Below are 20,195 nucleotides of genomic sequence, written 5' to 3'. Positions count from 1 at the left end.
CGGGATCGCTCCCGGCCCTTTTCGCTGCGATGAGGGTGCCAGCCGGCCTGTAAGCCGGGTTTTGGATGGCCGGGAGATCGCTCCCCCGACGTGACGGCCATTCCTCTGGGACGTGCATTGCTGCGCGCCTCGAGCAACCAACCCGGACGACTGGACCTGGAAACCGGTCCCTCCTCCCTTGCGGGCGAGCATCGTCCCTATTCGGTTTTGCTCCCGGTGGGGCTTGCCATGCCGTCCCCGTTGCCGGGTCCGCGGTGCGCTCTTACCGCACCTTTTCACCCTTACCTGCGGCCGAAGCCGCAGGCGGTTCGATCTCTGTGGCGCTTTCCCTGGGGTCGCCCCCGCCGGACGTTATCCGGCACCGTGTTTCCGTGGAGCCCGGACTTTCCTCCCCTGCCGAAGCAGGAGCGGCCGTCCGGCCGACTGGCCGGCCCCCTGTGCGCTGTAAAGGCCAGAGCCGTCAAGCGCATACGGAATCCCGTCGAGGGATTGCGTATTCCGCTCGTTGAAAATCACGCAAGTGCCTGATTTTCAACGATGGATGAATCCGGCGTTGCGAAGCGGTCTGCCGGATTAAAGCTCAGTTGCTGGCCTGGGTCGCACCGGTGATGGTACGCACCTTGCCGCAATAGGCGCGGTTGGCGCCGCTCATGCGGGTCGCCATGTGACCGCTCTGGTACTTCATCACCGTGCGGCAGGTGTCGCCGCCGGCGAGCTTGTAGGCCTGGCCGAGATATTTCATGGCATAGCGGGCGTTGGTGTCGGCATCGAGCAGGCCTGCTGCGCCGCCGCTGTAGCCGACGCCGCGCGCTGTCTGATGTCGGATCTGCATCAGGCCGAAGTTCCCGGCATTGGCAGCGCGCGGATTGTAACGGCTCTCGATACGCACCACGGCATCCGCCAGCGAGAACGGCACGCCATTGGCAGCGGCATGACGGGCGACCAGCGCGCGCAGACCTTCCGAACCCGCGGGCGCCGCGAGTGGTGTACGAGCCTCGCGAACGGTCTTGCCAGCCTTGGCCTGCGCCTTGCGCCCGCCCTTGGTCTGGGCGGTTTCGGCTGTCTCCTTCTGCGGATCCTGGTCCTGCTCGGCAGCGGCGGCCTGGCGCCGGATTTCAGCCTCCCGAACGATGAAGGCGCGGGCGTCGGTCTCGGCGTTCACCTGGGCAGAAGCGGGTTGAAGAAAGGCCAGGCAAATCGCGAAGGCGGCGCAGCCGCTACCGGAGATTTTGTTCATGCAGAGGAAGCCTCATCTATCTTGTGCAGCGCAAAACGGTGCGGTGAAATGATAGATGAATGTGACGACAATCTGGCCGATACGACAGATAACCGAGCCATTACCGAGCACCTGCAAATACTTTAGCCTCGTTTCGAGAGCAGTAATTATCATGTATTGAGCGGCGGAACGATTCACCCTGCCCGGCGTTGACGCAGTTATGGCGGCACGCCAAATCATCGCCGCACTGCGACCGCAATTCCCGGTCGCAATGCAAAAAGTCGGCTGAGGCTGGGATCGTGCCGCTGCAAGCGACCCGAGAAGGGGGAATGAGATGAAGACGTTGATGGCAATCGCGGTTGTCGGGCTCGCCCTTGGCGCCTGCACACCGCATGAGGAGCGTGTCGGCGGCGGCGCGCTGGTTGGCGCTGCCGGCGGTGCCCTGATCGGCGGACTTGCCACAGGCCGCGCAGGCGGCGCACTCGCCGGCGCCGCGATCGGTGCCGCCGGTGGCGCCATCGTCGGCTCGGCGACATCGCCCTATCGCCGCGGTGGCTACTATTATGACGACGGCTATGGCGGCTGTCCGTACGGCTATTACCGCGACTATTACGGCCGGCTCTATTGCCGCTGAGCCCGGTGCATTCTACGCAGATGCCATGGCCAGGAACGGCCATGGCTGGATGAGCGATGAAGTCGTCTTTCTGGGGAGCATTGGGCGGCGGCGGCCTCGGCTTCGCCTTTGGCGGACCGCTCGGCGCGCTCGTTGGCGCCGTGGCCGGGCACGTGCTGGTCGATCGTGAGGGAGCCCTGTTCGGGCCCGCGCCCAAGCAGCTGATCTTCACGACCGGCCTAGTCGCGCTCGCCGCCAAGATGGCGCGCGCCGACGGTGTGGTGACACGCGACGAGATCGCGGCCTTCCAGCGCATCGTCACCGTACCTCCCGACGAGCAGGCCCATATCGAGCGCCTGTTCGATCTCGCCAAGCAGACCAGCGCCGGCTTCGAGGCTTATGCGCAGCAGATCGCCGAAGCCTTCCGCGACGAGCCGGCTCTAATCGAGGACGTGCTCGACGGCCTCTTCCTGATCGCCGCCGCCGATGGCGCGATCCACGAGCACGAGCACGCCTATCTGCGCGATGTCGCGACGATCTTCAGGGTCGACGAAGCCGGCTTTGCCCGCATCGAGGCGCGTCATCTGCGCCGGCGCGATGACCCCTATATCGTGCTCGGCGCCGACCGCGCGATGAGCAATGGCGAGCTCAAGCAGCTGCATCGTCGCCTCGTCATCGAGAACCATCCCGATCGCGAGATCGCCCGTGGCCTGCCCGAGGAGGCGATCTGCATTGCGACCCGCCGCCTCGCCGCCATCAATGCGGCCTGGGACGCGATCGAGAAGGAACGTGGCCTCAGCCCCAAGCAGGTTGAACTAGAGGCTACCAGTGACCATGACTAGGGTTTGGGTGAGGTCAAACCGCCCGAATGCCAGGAGCATTGCGCCGCCGATACCGCTGGTATCGGCAAGCGGTGCGACGCCGCAGTCGGCCGGTTTCACCTCACCGCGCAGCGGCGTGGCGCTTTTGCCCGATTGCGGCGTCGCTCGTCACGGCCAAGCCGGAAGGCTTGGCCGCACCAAGCTCCTGGCACTCGGACAAAATCGCCAACGCCCAAACCCTAGCCATGGTCACTGGTAGCCTCCAACGTGAGCCTCGTCCTCGAACCCGATAGCCGCTTCGCCGCCAAGGTCTTCCCCTCGCCCAATCATGGCGAGCGCAAGTTCAGTGACGGGTCGACCCAACGCCACCCGGACACGCTGATTCTGCATTATACCGGCATGCCGGACGCCGGCGAGGCGCTGCAGTGGCTGTGCAACCCGGTCTCGCAGGTCTCCTCGCACTACTTCGTCTTCGAGAACGGCCACACGCTCCAGCTGGTACCCGAAGCGCGCCGCGCCTGGCATGCCGGGGCCTCGTACTGGGCCGGCGAGACCGACCTGAATTCGGCCTCGATCGGCATCGAGATCGCCAATCCCGGCCATCCCGGCGGCCTGCCGGACTTTCCCGAGGCGCAGATCGCCGCGACGCTGAACCTCTGCCGCGACATCTGCGAGCGCTGGCAGATCCCGCCCGAGCGGGTGCTCGCCCATTCCGACATCGCCCCAGGCCGCAAGATCGATCCGGGCGAGACATTCCCCTGGCGCCACTTTGCCGAGGGCGGCGTCGGGCTCTGGACGGAACCAGCGCCGATCAAGGGCGGCCGCTTCTTCGCCCGCGGCGATGCCGGCCCGCCGGTCGAGGCGCTGCAGGCGATGTTCGCGATGCTCGGCTACGGCGTCTCGGTCGACGGGACCTATGACGAGCGCTTCGAGGCGGTCGTCGCCGCCTTCCAGCGCCATTGGCGGCCGGAAAAGGTCGACGGCGTCGCCGACGGCTCGACCATCACCACATTGCGCGACCTCCTGGCGCTGACGCAGGAAGCGCGGACGACCTGAGCGACGGCTTCCGGCAAGCTTTCCGCAACGTTGCAGCGAGTTAACTCGTCTCGCCTGCCTGAATCTGGCATGCTGCGCGGAATGGAAGGCCGGCTTCTTCGGCCAGCCTTGGGAGGGTGAACGGACGTGCGTCTCTGGGCAATCGGTGCGGTGGTCGGCGCAGGCGCGCTGGCAGCTGGCTATTTCGCACTGCGGCCGACCGGCGGCGCAGCCAATGACGTAGCGTATCGTACCGCCGCGATCGATCGCGGCCGGATCACCGCATCCGTCCGCGCCACCGGCACGCTGACGCCGATGACCACCGTCGTGGTCGGCTCGCAGCTTTCCGGCCAGATCGTCGAAATCCTCGCCGATTACAACTCGCAGGTGAAGGCCGGCCAGGTCGTGGCTCGCCTCAACAGCGACCAGATCAAGACCCGCCGCGACGCCGCCGCCGCTGATTTGCAGCAGGCGAAGGCCGATCTCGTCGTCAAGCGCGCCCAGCTCGCGCGGGCCAAGGTGGCGCGGACCAAGGCGAACTCGACCGTCAACGACCTCGAGGCCCAGCGCGACCGCACCCGCGCCCAGCTCGCCGATGCCAAGCGCACCTTCGACCGCCAGAACGAGCTGTTCACTCGCGGCGCCGGCGCGCAGCAGGGCCTCGACAGCGCCCGCACCCAGGTCGAGATCCAGACCGCGACGCTCGCCTCGAACGAGGCACAGATCGCCTCGCTCCAGGCCGAGATCGCCGGCCTCGACGCCGATATCGCGCTGGCGGAAGGCCAGGTCCAGTCCGGCGAAGCGCTGATCGCCCAGCGCGATGCCAAGCTGAAGGACATCCTGATCGATCTCGAGCGCACCGAGATCCGCTCGCCGGTCGATGGCGTCGTTGTCCAGCGCCAGGTCGATCTCGGCCAGACGGTCGCCGCCTCGCTCTCGGCGCCGGTGCTGTTCCAGATCGCGCAGGACCTGCGCACCATCGACATCTACGCCAATATCGACGAGGCCGATGTCGGCCGGCTCAAGGTCGACCAGGAGGTCTCGTTCAGCGTCAACGCCTATCCGAACCGGACCTTCCAGGGAAAAGTGCAGATGGTCCGCCTCGGCGCCCAGACCATCCAGAACGTCGTCACCTATACCGGCGTCGTGCGCGTCGAGAACCGTGATCTCGCGCTGCTGCCAGGAATGACCGCCAATCTCCAGATCGTCACCGACGATCGGCAGGACGTGCTGCGCGTGCCCAATGCGGCGCTGCGCTTCCGCCCGCTCGGCGGCCCGACCGCCCTGCCCGCCACCGCGCCGGCCGAGGCGCAGACGGCACGCACCGGAGGCGGCGGTCGCGCTGCCGGAGCCCTACGCGAGCGCATCGAGGAGGAGGTTCAGCCGACGCCGGAGCAGAAACAGGCGATCGCCGCGATCATGGCCGAACAGCGCAGCGGCAACCGCCAGGCCATGGCTGGCCTGTCCGAGGAGGAGCGCCGCGCCGCCTTTCGCGCTGCCCGCACCGAATTGCGCGCCAAGGTCGCCGCCGTGCTCGATCCCGAGCGCCGCACCAAGTTCGAGGCCCTGATGCAGGACGGCCGGCCGGCGACGCAAAACGACATCACGCCCGGCCGCGTCTATGTGCTCGACGGCGAGGGCCAGCCCAAGCCGGTCGCGATCAGGCTCGGGCCGAGCGACGGCGCCTTTACGCAAGTTCTGCCGGCGGCCGGCATCGCCGAGGGCATCGAGGTCGTGATCGGCGGCGGCCCGCGCACCGCCGAGCCGACGCCCGCCAGCCGCGGTCCCGCCCCGCGCGGCCCGCGCCTGTTCTGAGGGCCGCAGCCATGGCGCTGATCGAGGTGCGCGATCTCTCCCGGGTCTACGATCTCGATTCCGGTCGCGTCACCGCCCTCGGCGGGGTTTCGCTCGACATCGAGGCCGGCGAGCTCGTTGCGGTGATGGGCCCGTCGGGTTCCGGCAAGTCGACCTTCATGAACCTGGTCGGCTGCCTCGACCGGCCGACCGGCGGCCATTACCGGCTCGACGGCGTCGCGGTCGAGACGCTCTCCAGTGACGGACTCGCCGCACTCCGCAATCGCAAGCTCGGCTTCGTCTTCCAGCAGTTCAACCTGCTGCCGCGCGTCGACGCCTGCGCCAATGTCGAGCTGCCGATGGTCTATGCCGGGCTCGACGGCAAGTCGCGACGTGAGCGTGCGCTTGCCGCATTGGCGCGCGTCGGCCTCGCCGACCGCGCGCATCATCGACCGATGCAGCTCTCCGGCGGCCAACAGCAGCGCGTCGCCATCGCTCGGGCCCTGGTCAACCAGCCGCGCCTCCTCCTCGCCGACGAACCGACCGGCGCGCTCGACAGCCGCACCGCGCTCGAGATCCTTGCCCTCTTCCAGGACCTCAACCGCGAGGGCGTCACCGTCGTGCTGGTGACGCATGATGCCGAGGTCGCCCGCCATGCCCGACGAGTCGTGCGCTTCCGCGACGGCCATGTCATCGCCGACACCCGCCAGGAACCGGCCGATGCGCGCGCGGCGCTCGCCGCTCACGACAGCACCACCTCTTTGCCCGAGGCCGCCGAATGAGCCTCATCGAAGCCATCCGTTCCGCCCTCTCCGCCATCGGCGCCAATGCGCTGCGCTCGGCGCTGACCATGCTCGGCATCATCATCGGCGTCGCCGCGGTGATCGCCATGGTCGCGATCGGCTCGGGCGCCCGCGAGCGCGTCGATAGCCAGATCAAGTCGCTCGGCGCCAATCTCGCCATCATCCAGGCCGGCAACGTCACCCAGGGCGGCGTCAGGTTAGGGGCCGGCGCCTCCTCTACGCTGACCGACGAAGATGCGCGCGCCGTCCTGAACGAGGTCGAGAACGTCGCCGCCTCAGCCTCGGTGATCACCACGCGCGCCCAGGCGGTCTATGCCGGCACCAATTGGTCGACGACGATCACCGCGACCGATCTCGATTTCTTCGCCGCCCGCGAATGGGGACTGGCAGAGGGCCGCCTGTTCGAGCCGGAGGAACTGCGCCGGGGCGAGATCGTCGCCATCATCGGCCAGACCGTGGCCAAGAACCTGTTCGGCGAGAGCGATCCGCTCGGCCAGATGTTCCGTATCCGCAACGTGCCGTTCAAGGTTATCGGCGTGATGGCGGGCAAGGGCCAGTCGGCGCTCGGCCAGGACCAGGATGACGTCATCTTCGTGCCGCTCGACACCGGTCGCCGCCGCATCATCGGCCGCAATTACGCCCGCGACCGCTCGGTCCAGACCATCATGGTCAAGTTCGCCAGCGAGGGAGCGATCAGCCCCGGCATCGAGCAGACGCGCGCTTTGCTGCGCCAGCGCCATCGCCTCGCAGAGGATCAGGAGGACGACTTCATCGTCCGCAACCTGACCGAGATCGCCAACACCGCGACCGCAGCCGCCAGCACCCTCTCCTGGCTGCTCGCGGCGGTCGCCGGCGTCTCCTTGCTGGTCGGCGGCATCGGCATCATGAACATCATGCTGGTCTCGGTGACCGAGCGCACCCGCGAGATCGGCCTGCGCCTCGCCGTCGGCGCCCGCCAGCGCGACGTGCTCTCGCAATTCCTGATCGAAGCGACGACGCTGGCGACCATCGGTGGCGCCGTCGGCATCGCGCTCGGCATCGGCGCCGCCACGGGGATCGCCCGCTTCGCCGCCTGGCCCTTCGTGATCTCGCCGGAAACGATCCTGGTTGCGGTCGGCGTCTCCGGATTGATCGGCGTCTTCTTCGGCTTCTATCCCGCCCGGCAGGCGGCGCGGCTCGACCCGATCGAGGCGCTCAGGCGCGAGTGAGCTGGCGCAACGGGAAGCCTTCGTTAACGCTTGCGAAACTAGCTTCGAAAGGCCGCGTGAGTCGTGCGGTGCGAGGCCATTCCCGCTGATGCCGCTCTCCGACGCCGAAGCCAGACGCCTTTACGACCAGGCTGCGCTGATGGCCGGCATCGGCGCCTGGGAATGCCGGCTGGCCGATACGCAATTGAGCTGGACCGACGGCATCTACGACCTGTTCGGCCTGCCGCGCGGCTCGGCGATCCACCGCCCTTCGATCGTCGACCTCTATCACAATGACTCGCGTGCCGAGATGGAGCGCCTCCGTGGCCGGCTGATCGCATCCGGACAGGGTTTCAGCATGGACGCCCGGATACTGACCGCCGCCGGCGCCGAGCGCTGGATGCGCCTCTCCGCCTCTGTCACGCATGAGCATGGCCGGCCGGTCCGCATCCACGGCGCCAAGCAGGACATCACCGGCGAGAAGGACATGTGGATGGGCCTGCGCCGGCTCGCCTATAGCGATCCGCTGACCGGCCTCGCCAATCGCCGCGCCTTCGAGATGCAGCTCTCCGACCTGCGCCGCCACACCGGCGACAATTGCGCGCTCGGCGTCCTTGCCATCGTCGATCTCGACAATCTGAAGCCGATCAACGACCGCTTCGGCCATGCCGCCGGCGACGAGTGCCTGCGCCAGCTCGCAATGCGGCTGGAGACCTCGCTCAGCGATGCCCAGATCATCGCCCGCATCGGCGGCGACGAGTTCGGCCTGCTGCTCTGCTCGGCCGCCGGCCGCCCTTATCTGCTCCATCGGCTGGAGCAGGCGCAGCAGGCGCTGGCGCGCCCGGTCGCCTGGCGTGACACCACCATCGCGGTCAGCGCCTCGATCGGCGCCACCATCCTGCGCCCCGGTCTCCTGCACGATCCGGAGCGACGCTTCGCCGAAGCGGATTCAGCGCTCTATGTCGCCAAGGCGGCCGGCCGCAACTGCCTGCGCCTGTTCGGCGATCCGGTGGAGGTCGCGGGAGACGTGGCGATGGTTCACGCCCGCAGGGCGCACGCGATCTGAGCTAGCAGCCTATGGGCCGGAGCGTCGGCTTCCCGCCCTGAGCAGACATCACGGCTTGCCAACGCCACTCCGCCCTGTGACGCGCATCGGGCACCGAACTCGCTTTCGCAAGCGCCGCAACCTTTCGGCAACCTTCTTTCGACCATCGTCCGCGAGCGGACAGATTCGGCTGGCGGCCCTCGCGTCGTGCCCAAAGTAGCCGCTTGGCCCGCGCGTTCGCTGAACGAGAGCGAACAATTCCGTTCAGGTGGCGTTGCAATTGCCACCGCGATCATCGCCTCAACAAATCAGGAGACCTTTCATGCGACATCTATTGATCGCCGCTGCCCTGCTCATCGGCTCCGCCACGGCGGTCAGCACCGCGTCTGCGGCCGAGCTCAACGGATCGCTTCCCTCGGCGACCGCGCAGCAACTCGACAAACTGCCGGCCGAGTTCACCGCCAGCGACGCGAAGCTGCGCCGGATGCAGATCATCCAGAACAACATGGATCGCCAGCGTTATGGCCGCGGTGGCGGCTACGGGCGCGGTTATGGCGGCGGTTACGGGCGCGGCTATGGACGTGGTTATGGCGGCTACGGCGGCGGTTACGGTTATCGGCGCGGATATGGCGACGGTTATGGTCGCCCCCGCTACGATCGCTGGTGAGACAAAGCGGCCCCGCTGTGAAGCGGGGCCGCTTCATGCAGACTGAGGTGTGAGCAGGAGCAAAAAGGGATGAGGCACCCTCAGCCTCGCGGTCCCAACGCTCCTCGGGAAAAATCGCCCCGCCCTTGTCGGAACCTTCTCCTCGCGTTCGTCCTTGAGGTGACAGGCCAATCTCTGGCTTGATGGCGCAGCAAGGAGCATGGCGATGAAGGTCATCCAGAATCTCTGGTTCGATAGGGACATGGAGGCGGCGATCAGCCTCTACACCTCGCTGATCCCGAACTCCGCGCTCGAATGGACCGGTGCCCTGCCGGCGGAATCGCCGAGCGGACCGGCCGGCAGCGTCAAGATCGCCACCTTCACCATCGACGGCCAGCGCTACCAGGCCTTCGAGGCCTCGCGCTCCGACGCCTTCAACCACACCTTCTCGATCATGATCGAATGCGAGACGCAGGCCGAGGTCGACCGGCTCTGGGAGGCGCTCGGCGAAGGCGGCAAGTTCGAGCAGTGCGGCTGGCTCAAGGACCGCTGGGGCCTGTCCTGGCAGATCACGCCCAAGCGCCTGGGCGAGCTCGTGCGCGATCCCGATCGCGCCAAGGCCAAGCGCGTCGCCGAGGCAATGCTCAAGATGGTCAAGCTCGACATCGCCGGATTGGAAGCCGCGGCGAAGGGCTGAGTCCCGGCTCTCAGGCCGCTTGCGCTCGCACCGCGGCCTGTGCCTTCAGCTTGGCGCCGACCTCGGCGATCGCAAGGATCGCCGGCACATATTCCTGCCCGAGCTCGGTCAGCGCATATTCTGTCGAGGGTGGGGTGGTCGGCACCACCTTGCGCTGGACAACGCCCTTCGACTCCAGCGCCCGCAGGCGCGCGCTCAGCATCTTGGCCGAGATCGCCGGGATATCGCGGCGCAGCTCCCCGAAACGGCGCGGCCCGCCGCTCAGGAACCAGATCACGTTCGGCGTCCAGGCGCCGCCGAGCACCTGCATGCAGGCGCCGACATTGCAGGTCTCGGGCTGCGCCGCAGCGCGGTTCTTCCTGAGCTTCAAGGCCATTGCGATCAGCTCTCCAGTTACCGGGAGGATACCGGAAAACGCAGTTACGACAAGTTACCCCGTATACAGACGTAACTGCTTCCGACTACCTCTCCGCCATCGTCAACGCGGATGAGGAAACCGCCATGAAGCTCTACTACTCGCCGGGTGCCTGCTCGCTTTCGCCCCATATCGCCCTGCGCGAGGCCGGCCTGCCCATCACCCTGGAGAAGGTCGATCTTCTCGCTGGTCGGACCGAGACCGGCGCCGATTACGCCGCCGTCAACCCGAAGGGCTATGTGCCGGCGCTGCAACTCGAAGACGGCATCGTGCTGACCGAAGGCGCGGTGATCGCCCGCTACATCGCCGACCTCGCGCCCGGTCTCGATCTGGCCCCCAAACCCGGCAGCTTCGCGCGCATCAGGCTTGAGGAGGTCATGAATTATATCGGTAGCGAGTTGCACAAGGCCTACACGCCGCTCTTCCTCCCCGACACCACCGAGGACGGCAAGACTGCTGCGCGGGCCCGCGTCGCCAAGAAACTCACCTATATCGAAGGCCTGCTCGCAGACGGCCGGGAGCATCTCCTCGGCGAGCACTTCAGCGTCGCCGACGGCTACCTCTTCACTATCGTCAACTGGTCGGATAGCCGCGGCGTCCCGCTCGACGCCTTCCCGAAGCTGCGCGCCTTCATGGAACGGATTGGCGCCCGCACCAGCGTACAGGAGGCGATGCGCGCCGAGGGTCTGCTCCAGTGAGAGCCGACCCCCGCTATGCCGAACTCGTCGAGGTGCTGACGCGCTATTTCGACGGCCTCTACCACAGCGATGCCGCCAAGCTCGCCGGGGTCTTCCATCCGCAGGCGATCTACGCCTGCGCCAGCGAGGGCAGCCTCACCCATCTGACCATGGATACCTACCTGCCCATGGTCGAAAGACGTCCCTCCCCGGCCAGCCGGGGAGAGGCACGCCATGACCGCATCCTCTCCATCGAATTCGCCGGCCCGGTGACCGCCTTCGCCCGCGTCGAATGCGCGATCGGCCCCAAGCGCTTCACTGATCTTCTGAGCTTCGTCAGGCTCGACGGGCACTGGCGCCTCATCGCCAAGGTCTTCCACTTCGATCTCGACGAACCTGCAGCCTGAGATCGACTTCCACAGTCAAGCGCGTGCCTTTCGGCTGCAACCGGAAGGCGCGACGCTGCTGTGATTGCGACCCGAAAGATCGAAGATCGCACCAGTTGCTCTCGCCGTCAGGTGCAGTGCCGCATAGTCACCCGATTGTCGCACGACCTGCCTAGGACTTGCCGAGGTTGGTGGGGACGTCGGCCGAAGTCATCGCGCGTGCTCCACAAGGATTGCGCGGGCTGATGCTCGCCAGGACAGCCTTGACCGTGCCGACCGACCGAAAAGCGCTGCAGCGCCCCTGACGGAGTCGAGAGCATGCAAGTCGATATCTTCACGCAGGTAATCGTGCCTGTGATCGGTGGCCTGGGCATCTTCATGCTCGGCCTCGAATTCATGAGCAACGGCATTCAGAATCTCGCCGTCAACAAGATGCGGGCGCTGCTCGCCAAGATCGCCGGCACGCCGGTCAAGGGCGTCCTGGCCGGCACCTTCATCACCGGCATCATCCAGTCCTCGACCGCGATGACCGTCATGGTCGTCGGCCTCGTCAACGCCGGCGTGATCGGCCTGCGGCCCGCGATCAGCGTGATCATGGGCGCCAATATCGGCACGACGCTCGGCAACGGCCTGATCGCCCTGCCGCTCGGCCCGCTCGGCCTGTTTCTCGCCGGCATCTTCGCGCTGGTGCACATCTTCGCCAAGACCGACAAGGTGAAGAACATCGCGCTCGCCTGCATGGGCTTCGCGCTGATCTTCTACGGCCTCAACCTGATGACCGGCGGCCTGCGCCCGTTGCGCGCGATGCCGGAGGTGATGGGCGTCATCTCCTCGCTCAAGGCCGACGGCTATATCGGCCTGCTCTACTGCGTGCTGATCGCCGCCGGCATCACCGCGATGATCCACTCCTCCTCGGCGACGATCGGCATCGTCATGGGCCTCGGCGCCGCCGGCATCCTCGACTGGAAGACCGCGGTCGCCTTCTCGCTCGGCGCGGATCTCGGCACCACCATCACCTCCTGGATGGCCTCGCTCAACCTGACCAAGAACGCCAAGCGCGCCGCCTACGCCCACATCTCCTTCAACATCATCGGCGTCGCAATCACCATCCCGCTCTTCTTCGTTTCGATGGACGTGCTGACCTGGGCGATGCAATGGTTCGGCGGCGATCCGAGCGTGCCGGTCATCAAGGATGGCAAGGAAACCTTCCCGCTCATCCCGGTCGCGATCGGCCTCTATTCGACCTTCTTCAACATCTTCAACACCGTCCTGCTCTTCCCCTTCGTCGGCGTCTTCGAGCGCGTCCTGATGAAGGTCGGCGCCACGGCGACGGACGAGCGCGAGGATTACTCGCAGCCGCGTTTCCTCGCCAAAGCGACCGATCATGGCCATGCCGTCGCGAACATCCAGCAGGAGACCGGTCGCTATCTCCAGGCGGCGCATCTCTTCCTCGACATCGCCCGCAACAAGCCGGATGCGCCGGAGAAGAGCGACGAGCTCTACACTGCAATCGACGTGCTCAACCGCGACATCCGCGCCTACACCTCCGGTATGTTCACCTCCGAGATGCCTTATGCCCGCGCCGATCTCGTCGCGAGCCTGATCGAGGAGGAGGACTTCACCGCGAGCCTCGGCGAGACGCTCTACCAGATCGCCCGCCGCATCGAGCGCCAGCCCTTCGGCGCACCTGGCCGCGAGATCGTCGACAGCGTTGTCGATCAGGTCGCCGAGGCGATGCGCGCCATCGTGCCGGTCGGGCAGGACGGGCCGATCGTCTCCGCCGCGGCCGAGCCGCGCATCTCCGCCCTCACGGCTGTCCGCGAGCGTTGCCTGCGCCTCGGCGCCGAGCTGCCCTGGGTCGAGCGTGGCGCGATCCTGGCGCTGCTCGGCTCCGCCGAACGCGCCTATTTCCTGATCGAGCGCATCGATGAAGAGCGCCGCTCGGTCTCGCGTGTCGTGCCGGTGACGGAGCCAAGCAAGCAGACCCGGGAAGCCGGCGGTTTCGACGCCGCCGCCGTGCCGGCCTGAACAGGTTGACATCACCGGGTTGTGGACAGGCCGCCTTCGGGCGGCCTGTTTGCTTTTGTCCGCTCGATTTTTTGTCGTGATTGCAAGCGAAACCGAGCAGCCGCAATGGCGATGCAACACGCGAATTGGCGCCTGCTCGGCGCAAGGGCGCGGCGACTACCGGATATGAGGACAGCTGTCATGACGTCGAAGGCGATTTTCCTGCTGGCGCCCGCTTTGGCACTCCAGACCGCCACTGCTCTGGCCAAGGACGGCCTGAGCTGGGGGATCCGGCAGGATGGCGAAGGCATCGTCGTCGCCTATGAGATGCCGCAGACCGACGATCAGCGCCTGTTCTTCTCATGCGATTTCGCCAGCAAGAGCCTGACCGTGCGGGTCCCCTTCTTCAAGGAAGGCATGAAGGAGAGCACCGTCACGACCGCCAAACTGTCGTCGAGCGGCGGGCAGGCCGACCTGAGCATGAAGCTGATCAGCGACGAGATGGGCAATCACCTCGAGGCGACGACGACGCTGACGCCCGCGCTCCAGTCCGTGCTGCGCAAAGGCCAGAGCCTGACGCTCCGCATCGAGGGCGAGACCCAGAGCTTCCCGCTCGCCGGCGGACAGAAGGGCTTTGCCGTAATGGCGCAGCGCTGCGGCGGGTGAGAGGTTTTTGTCGGAAGGGCGCGGGATCCCCTCTCCTGGAAGGAGAGGGGTAGGGGTGAGGTGTTCGGACTGGAAACGTGAGCCTGAACCCGACCGTGCTGTCAGGCCTCGCGGAACTGGGCAAACGGCCTACCCCTCACCCTGCCCTCTCCCTCCGGGAGAGGGTTCCCCGCGCCTGCCCGTTCACGGCACCAATGGGAGTTATCTGGGTGTGGCCGCTCGAAAGCCATGGCTCTTCGCGGCCCATGCGACCACGAATGTAGCGATCAGAAGCGCCGCCAGCACCCACGGAAAAGGCGCAACGCCAAGGCCGCTCAGCAGCAATCCGCCGACGATCCCGCCACCTGCAATCGCGAGATTCCAGGTCGTGACCAGCATCGACTGCGCGACATCGGCCGCATGGCCGGCCGCCTTGGCCGACGCGGTCTGGAACAGTGTCCCAACCCCGCCGAATGCCAGCCCCCAGACGGCGACCGCACCATAGATCACCCCCGGCACCGTTCCGGCGATGCCGAGCGCCAAGGCGGAAAAGCCGAACAGCGTGATGCTCACAAGAACCAGTTCGCGCAGCCAGCGATCGATCAACACACCCGTGATCCAGATGCCGAGCAGCGACGCGACACCAAAGACCAGCAGCACGACATCGGTCCGGTCCTTGATACCAGCCGGCTCGAGGAAGGGCGCGATATAGGTGTAGAGGGTGTTGTGGGCGAGCACATAGGCGAAGACCACGAACAGTACCGGCCGGACGCCCGGCAGCGTGAAGACTGCCTTCAGCCCGAATTCCTGCCCCCGCTTCTGGCCGGGAAAATCGGGCACCTTGGCCAGAACCCAGAAGACGAGGAGCACCGTCAGCCCGCTCATCACGCCGAAGGTCCAGCGCCAGCCCAGAAGCGTGCCGAGGAAGGTTCCCGTCGGAATGCCGAGCGAGAGGGCGAGCGGCGCTCCGACCATGGCGATGGCGATCGCGCGCCCCTGCAGATATTCGGGCACCATCCGCGCGGCATAGCCGGCCGCCAGTGCCCAGAGCAGCCCCGCACTCATGCCCGCGACGAAACGGGCGACCAGCGTGACGGCATAGCTGTCGGAGATCGCCGTCACCGTGTTGACGACAGCAAAACCACCGATGGCGATCAGCAGCAGCGTACGCCGCCGCCAGTTCTGCGTGGCGATCGTCAGGGGAATGGCGGAGACGAGCGAGCCCACCGCGTAGGCGGTGACGAGCTGGCCGATCAGTGCCTCGGATTGTCCAAGGCTCTCAGCCATCTGCGGGAGGAGGCCCGATGGCAGGATCTCGGTCAGCAGTGTGATGAAGGCCGCCATGGCGAGCGCCAGCAGGCCTCCTAGCGGCAGCCTCGCATCGGTCGAGCCAGCTGATATCGTGTTCGTCGCGGATGTCATGGATAGAGCGCTTTCAATGATGTGCCGGCGCTTGAGGTAGCTGGTTCCCAATGGCCGAAAAATAGGACACAATTCACAATACTTTGGACATTTTCGTCATGCATAAGCGATCGCGATATGGATAGCCTTGGAGCGCTCTTCGCCTTTGTGCATGCGGCCGATGCCGGTGGTTTCACCGAAGCGGGCCGTAAGCTCGGCATCTCGGCATCGGCCGTCAGCAAGGCCGTAGCACGCCTGGAGGACCGGCTTGGCGCACGGCTGTTCCACCGTTCGACGCGCAGCGTCACGCTGACGCCGGAGGGCGCGATCTTCCTCGAACGCTGCCGGCGCATTCTCTGCGAATACGAGGCCGCCGAGCTGGAGTTGTCACAGAGCCAAACGGCACCGCAAGGCAAGCTGCGTGTCAGCCTGCCGTCGATGAGCATGATGCCCATGCCGAAACTCGCCGCGTTCAAACGACGTTACCCGGAGGTTGAGCTCGAACTGGATGCCACCGACCGGATAGTCGATGTGATCGGCGAGGGCTTTGATGTGGTGATCCGCACCGGAGAGCATGCCGACTCCCGGCTGATGACCCGCACGCTCGGCTATTTCCGCCAAGTGATCGTCGGTTCACCGGACTATTTTCGTCAGATGGGAACACCGGAAACGCCGGAGGATCTCGCCCGGCATTCTCGCGTCGTTTATCGCTACGCCTCCACCGGCAAGCTCGCCCAATGGCCCTTGTCCAGCAAAGGTGAGCCCGTGCAGGTGGATATCCCCATCAGCGTGGTGACGAACGCGCTCGAAGCACAAATCGGCCTCGCCGAGAGCGGGCTCGGCATAGCCTGTGTTCCCGATCTATCCGTCGCCGAACAATTGCAGCGCGGCTCGCTCGTTAGCATTCTCGACAGCTATGTCGAGGTGCAGACGAAGCTCAGCGTGATGTGGCCCGCCAGCCGCTACGCCTCGCCAAAACTGCGAGCTTTCGTCGACTTCGCCGCCGAGGAATTCCTGGCCGCGTGACCTCCCCGCGCTCGCAGCGAGACGGCGGTTACTCCGCCGCCTCCGCATAGGCGCTCGGTTCGTAGTTCAGGATCGGCGAGAGCCAGCGCTCGACCTCGCGGATATCCATGCCCTTGCGGACCGCATAATCCTCGGCCTGGTCGCGCTCGACCTTGGCGACGCCGAAATAATAGGCGTCCGGATGCGAGAGATAGAGGCCCGAGACCGAGGAACCCGGCCACATCGCATAGCTCTCGGTCAGCTTGACGCCGACGCGGCGCTCGGCCTGGAGCAGCTCGAACAAGGTCGCCTTCTCGGTATGGTCGGGTTGGGCCGGATAGCCCGGCGCCGGCCGGATGCCCTGGTACTCCTCGCGGATCAGGTCCTCGTTCGAGTAGGCCTCGTCCGGCGCATAGGCCCAGAATTCGGTGCGCACGCGCTGGTGCATGCGCTCGGCGAAGGCCTCGGCGATGCGGTCGGCCAGCGCCTTGACCATGATCGAGCGGTAATCGTCGTTGTCGCGCGCGAATTTCTCCGAGATGCGCTCTTCCTCCGCCCCCGACGTCACCACGAAGGCACCGACATAATCGGGCCGCTCGATACCTTCCGGCGCGATGAAGTCGGAGATGCACATGTTCGGCTTGCCGTCGCGCTTGGAGAGCTGCTGGCGCAGGCCGTGGAAGGTGGCGAGCGTCTCCTGCCGGCTCTCGCCGGTATAGAGGCGGATATCGTCGCCGACCGCGTTCGCCGGCCAGAAGCCGACAACCGCCTTCGGATTGAACCAGCGCTCCTCGACGACACGCTTCAGCATCGCCTGCGCATCGTCCCAAAGCGCGCGCGCCGCCTCGCCCTGCTTCTCGTCCTCGAGGATGGCGGGGTACCGGCCCTTCAGCTCCCAGGTCTGGAAGAACGGCGTCCAGTCGATCAGCGGCACGAGCTCCGCAAGATCATAGGTCCGGAAGACGCGCGTGCCGAGGAAGGTCGGCTTCGGCGGCTGGTAGCCGGTCCAGTCCGGTTTGAAGGCGTTGGCGCGGGCCTTCGCCAGCGGCAGGCGCTGCTTGTCGGCCTCCGAGCGGCGATGCGCGGCGGCGACCTTCTCGTACTCGGCCTGGATGCCCTCGACGTAAGGACCCTTCTGCTCCTGCGACAGCAGGCTGGAGACGACGCCGACGGCGCGCGAGGCGTCGGTGACGTAGACCGTCTGGCCCTGGTTGTAGGCCGGGTGGATCTTTACAGCCGTATGGACGCGGCTGGTCGTCGCACCACCGATCAAGAGCGGGATGTCGAAGCCCTCGCGCTCCATCTCGGAGGCGACGGTGACCATCTCGTCGAGCGAGGGCGTGATCAGCCCGGAGAGGCCGATGATGTCGACCTTCTCCTTGCGCGCCGTGTCGAGGATCTTCTGCGTCGGCACCATCACGCCGAGGTCGATAACCTCGTAATTATTGCACTGGAGCACGACGCCGACGATGTTCTTGCCGATGTCGTGGACATCGCCCTTCACCGTCGCCATCAGCACCTTGCCGGCCGCCGAGCGCTCGCCGCCGCCGTTGAGGCGCTTCTCCTCCTCCATGTAAGGCATCAGATAGGCGACGGCCTGCTTCATCACGCGGGCCGACTTCACCACCTGCGGCAGGAACATCTTGCCGGCGCCGAACAGGTCACCGACCACGTTCATCCCGGCCATCAGCGGACCTTCGATGACGTGAAGCGGCTTGTCGGCCTGCGCCCTCGCCTCTTCCGTATCGCGGTCGATGAACTCGGTGATGCCGTTGACCAGCGCGTGCTTGAGGCGCTCGTGCACGTCGGCCTCGCGCCAGGCCAGATCCTTGCCAGACGAGACGGTCGAGCCGTCGCCCTTGAAGCGTGGGGCGGCGTCGAGCAGGCGCTCGGTCGAATCCTTGCGCCGGTTGAGGACGACGTCCTCGCAGAGCTCGCGCAATTCGGGATCGAGGTCATCGTAGCTGCCAAGCTGGCCGGCATTCACGATGCCCATGTCCATCCCGACCTTGATGCAATGGTACAGGAAGACCGAGTGCATCGCCTCGCGGACCTTCTCATTGCCGCGGAACGAGAAGGACAGGTTCGAGACACCGCCGGAGATATGCGCATGCGGCAGCGTCTCGCGGATCGTGCGGGTCGCGTTGATGAAGTCGTTGCCGTAGTTGTCGTGCTCTTCGATGCCGGTCGCGACCGCGAAGATGTTCGGATCGAAGATGATGTCCTCGGGCGGGAAGCCCGCGACCTCGGTCAGCAGCTTGTAGGCGCGGGTGCAGATCTCGATCTTGCGCTGATAGGTGTCGGCCTGGCCGGTCTCGTCGAAGGCCATGACCACCACCGCGGCGCCGTATTGCCGGCAGATGCGGGCATGCTCGAGGAAGGCTTCCTCGCCCTCCTTCATCGAGATCGAATTGACGATCGGCTTGCCCTGGATCGTCTTAAGGCCCGCCTCGATGACATGGAACTTCGACGAGTCGACCATGATCGGCACGCGGGAGATATCCGGCTCCGAGGCGATCAGGTTGCAGAACTCGGTCATCGCCTTCTCGGAATCGAGCAGGCCTTCGTCCATGTTGATGTCGATGACCTGCGCGCCATTGGCGACCTGGTCGCGCGCCACGTCGAGCGCGGCGGCATAGTCGCCATTGGTCACCAGCTTGCGGAACTTGGCCGAACCGGTGACGTTGGTGCGCTCGCCGACGTTCACAAACGGAATCGTCTCGTCGAGCGTGAACGGCTCCAGGCCCGCGAGCCTGAGATAGGGCTTGGGCTCGGGCACGCAGCGCGGCGCCTTGCCGGCGACGGCCTCGGCGATGGCGCGGATATGGCCCGGCGTCGTGCCGCAGCAGCCGCCGACCATGTTGACGAAGCCGGCATCGGCGAACTCGGCCAGCATCTTGGCGGTCGCTTCCGGCCGCTCGTCATAAAGGCCGAACTCGTTGGGCAGGCCGGCATTGGGATAGGCGCAGACCAGGGTGCCGGCGACGCGCGACATGTCCTTGATATGGGCGCGCATCTCACGGGCGCCGAGGGCGCAGTTGAGACCGATCGTCAGCGGAGCGGCATGGCGCACCGCGTTCCAGAAGGCCTCGACCGTCTGGCCCGAGAGCGTGCGGCCGGAGAGGTCGGTGATCGTGCCGGAGATCATCACCGGCAGCTTCATCGCCTTCTCGCGGAAGACTTCCTGGATCGCGACGATCGCGGCCTTGGCGTTGAGCGTGTCGAAGATCGTCTCGATCAGCAGCAGCTCGGAGCCGCCGTCGATCAGCCCGCGCACCTGCTCGGCATAGGATTCGCGCACCTGGTCGAAGGTGACGGCGCGGAAGCCGGGATTGTTGACGTCGGGCGAGATCGAGAGCGTGCGGTTGGTCGGGCCGATCGCACCGGCGACGAAGCGGCGGCGGCCGTCCTCCTTGCGCGCGATCTCGGCCGCCTCGCGAGCCAACCGGGCGCAGGCGACGTTGAGCTCGTAGACGATCGCTTCCATGCCGTAATCGGCTTGGGCGATCGAGGTGCCGGAGAAGGTGTTGGTCTCGACGATGTCGGCGCCGGCCCGATAATAGGCGAGATGGATGTCGCGCAGCGCGTCCGGCAGCGTCAGCGCGATCAGGTCGTTATTGCCCTTGAGGTCGTGGTTCCAGCCCTTGAAGCGTTCGCCGCGGAAATCCGCCTCGGTCAGCTTCAGGTCCTGGATCTGCGTTCCCATCGCGCCATCGAGGATGAGGATGCGCTCGGAGGCGGCCTGGCGCAGGGCGCGCTCGATCTCGGCGCCGTCGACGGGAGTGGGCTTGTAGTCGGACAT

Annotated in this window: 18 protein-coding genes and 1 other RNA gene; 14 read left to right on the top strand and 5 right to left on the bottom strand. The window is 66.2% G+C overall.

All coding sequences use genetic code 11. The annotated features are described in order from the left end of the window. Window positions 1-34: 34 nt before the first annotated feature. Window positions 35-427: RNase P RNA component class A (gene rnpB, locus BLM15_RS01250), an RNA gene on the bottom strand. A 153-nt stretch (window positions 428-580) separates the two neighbouring features. Next, the gene (locus tag BLM15_RS01245) at window positions 581-1,237 is read right to left on the bottom strand and encodes a lytic transglycosylase domain-containing protein (protein ID WP_126109624.1); all 657 of its coding nucleotides are present in this window, start codon (window positions 1,235-1,237) and stop codon (window positions 581-583) included. Between the two features lie 313 nt (window positions 1,238-1,550). On the opposite strand from BLM15_RS01245, the gene BLM15_RS01240 reads away from it, so the two are divergent. The 9 genes from BLM15_RS01240 to BLM15_RS01200 all read left to right on the top strand — a co-directional run bounded on the left by BLM15_RS01240 (window position 1,551) and on the right by BLM15_RS01200 (window position 9,857). Further along, complete coding sequence (locus tag BLM15_RS01240; RefSeq protein WP_126109621.1) at window positions 1,551-1,850, top strand: glycine zipper domain-containing protein; 300 nt, start codon at window positions 1,551-1,553, stop codon at window positions 1,848-1,850. Window positions 1,851-1,906: 56 nt separating this feature from the next. After that, a complete protein-coding gene (locus tag BLM15_RS01235; RefSeq protein ID WP_126109619.1) occupies window positions 1,907-2,671 on the top strand; it encodes a TerB family tellurite resistance protein in 765 nt (254 codons plus the stop codon). Between the two features lie 246 nt (window positions 2,672-2,917). Then, complete coding sequence (locus tag BLM15_RS01230) at window positions 2,918-3,706, top strand: N-acetylmuramoyl-L-alanine amidase (protein WP_126109617.1); 789 nt, start codon at window positions 2,918-2,920, stop codon at window positions 3,704-3,706. Between the two features lie 126 nt (window positions 3,707-3,832). Next, a complete protein-coding gene (locus tag BLM15_RS01225) occupies window positions 3,833-5,500 on the top strand; it encodes an efflux RND transporter periplasmic adaptor subunit (protein ID WP_126109615.1) in 1,668 nt (555 codons plus the stop codon). Window positions 5,501-5,511: 11 nt separating this feature from the next. Then, a complete protein-coding gene (locus BLM15_RS01220) occupies window positions 5,512-6,261 on the top strand; it encodes an ABC transporter ATP-binding protein (protein ID WP_126109613.1) in 750 nt (249 codons plus the stop codon). After that, window positions 6,258-7,490: an ABC transporter permease gene (locus BLM15_RS01215; protein WP_126109611.1), complete on the top strand. Its 1,233-nt coding sequence runs from the start codon at window positions 6,258-6,260 to the stop codon at window positions 7,488-7,490. Before BLM15_RS01220 ends, BLM15_RS01215 begins: the two co-directional genes overlap by 4 nt. Before the next feature lie 88 nt (window positions 7,491-7,578). After that, window positions 7,579-8,535: a sensor domain-containing diguanylate cyclase gene (locus BLM15_RS01210; RefSeq protein ID WP_126109609.1), complete on the top strand. Its 957-nt coding sequence runs from the start codon at window positions 7,579-7,581 to the stop codon at window positions 8,533-8,535. 301 nt (window positions 8,536-8,836) lie between these two features. Further along, window positions 8,837-9,181, top strand: coding sequence for a GrrA/OscA1 family cyclophane-containing rSAM-modified RiPP (grrA, locus tag BLM15_RS01205; protein ID WP_126109607.1), 345 nt, complete (start codon window positions 8,837-8,839; stop codon window positions 9,179-9,181). 205 nt (window positions 9,182-9,386) lie between these two features. Further along, the gene (locus BLM15_RS01200; RefSeq protein WP_126109605.1) at window positions 9,387-9,857 is read left to right on the top strand and encodes a VOC family protein; all 471 of its coding nucleotides are present in this window, start codon (window positions 9,387-9,389) and stop codon (window positions 9,855-9,857) included. A 10-nt stretch (window positions 9,858-9,867) separates the two neighbouring features. Here the strand turns inward: BLM15_RS01200 and BLM15_RS01195 are convergent, their stop codons facing one another. Beyond that, window positions 9,868-10,233 (bottom strand): winged helix-turn-helix transcriptional regulator, encoded by a 366-nt coding sequence (locus BLM15_RS01195; RefSeq protein ID WP_126109603.1) that lies wholly within the window; start codon window positions 10,231-10,233, stop codon window positions 9,868-9,870. A gap of 125 nt (window positions 10,234-10,358) precedes the next feature. On the opposite strand from BLM15_RS01195, the gene gstA reads away from it, so the two are divergent. The 4 genes from gstA to BLM15_RS01175 all read left to right on the top strand — a co-directional run bounded on the left by gstA (window position 10,359) and on the right by BLM15_RS01175 (window position 14,008). Further along, complete coding sequence (gene gstA, locus BLM15_RS01190) at window positions 10,359-10,970, top strand: glutathione transferase GstA (protein WP_126109601.1); 612 nt, start codon at window positions 10,359-10,361, stop codon at window positions 10,968-10,970. Next, window positions 10,967-11,356 carry a nuclear transport factor 2 family protein gene (locus BLM15_RS01185; protein WP_126109599.1) on the top strand — a complete coding sequence of 130 codons (390 nt, stop codon included), beginning with the start codon at window positions 10,967-10,969 and terminating at the stop codon, window positions 11,354-11,356. The genes gstA and BLM15_RS01185 overlap by 4 nt, the downstream gene beginning before the upstream one ends. A 297-nt stretch (window positions 11,357-11,653) precedes the next feature. After that, on the top strand, window positions 11,654-13,363 hold the full coding sequence (locus tag BLM15_RS01180; RefSeq protein ID WP_126109597.1) for a Na/Pi cotransporter family protein: 1,710 nt from the start codon (window positions 11,654-11,656) through the stop codon (window positions 13,361-13,363). 180 nt (window positions 13,364-13,543) lie between these two features. Then, the gene (locus BLM15_RS01175) at window positions 13,544-14,008 is read left to right on the top strand and encodes a hypothetical protein (protein WP_126109595.1); all 465 of its coding nucleotides are present in this window, start codon (window positions 13,544-13,546) and stop codon (window positions 14,006-14,008) included. A 201-nt stretch (window positions 14,009-14,209) separates the two neighbouring features. On the opposite strand, the gene BLM15_RS01170 is transcribed toward BLM15_RS01175, so the two are convergent. Then, a complete protein-coding gene (locus BLM15_RS01170) occupies window positions 14,210-15,409 on the bottom strand; it encodes an MFS transporter (protein ID WP_126109593.1) in 1,200 nt (399 codons plus the stop codon). Window positions 15,410-15,526: 117 nt separating this feature from the next. Between BLM15_RS01170 and BLM15_RS01165 the strand changes: the two genes are divergently transcribed. Beyond that, entirely contained in the window at window positions 15,527-16,414 is an 888-nt protein-coding gene (locus BLM15_RS01165) for a LysR family transcriptional regulator (RefSeq protein ID WP_126109591.1), read from the top strand. 28 nt (window positions 16,415-16,442) lie between these two features. Here the strand turns inward: BLM15_RS01165 and metH are convergent, their stop codons facing one another. Next, window positions 16,443-20,195: a methionine synthase gene (gene metH / locus BLM15_RS01160; protein ID WP_126109590.1), complete on the bottom strand. Its 3,753-nt coding sequence runs from the start codon at window positions 20,193-20,195 to the stop codon at window positions 16,443-16,445.

This window comes from Bosea sp. Tri-49, from assembly GCF_003952665.1.
GTDB lineage: Bacteria > Pseudomonadota > Alphaproteobacteria > Rhizobiales > Beijerinckiaceae > Allobosea.
This window is presented reverse-complemented; position numbering and strand designations above follow the sequence as displayed.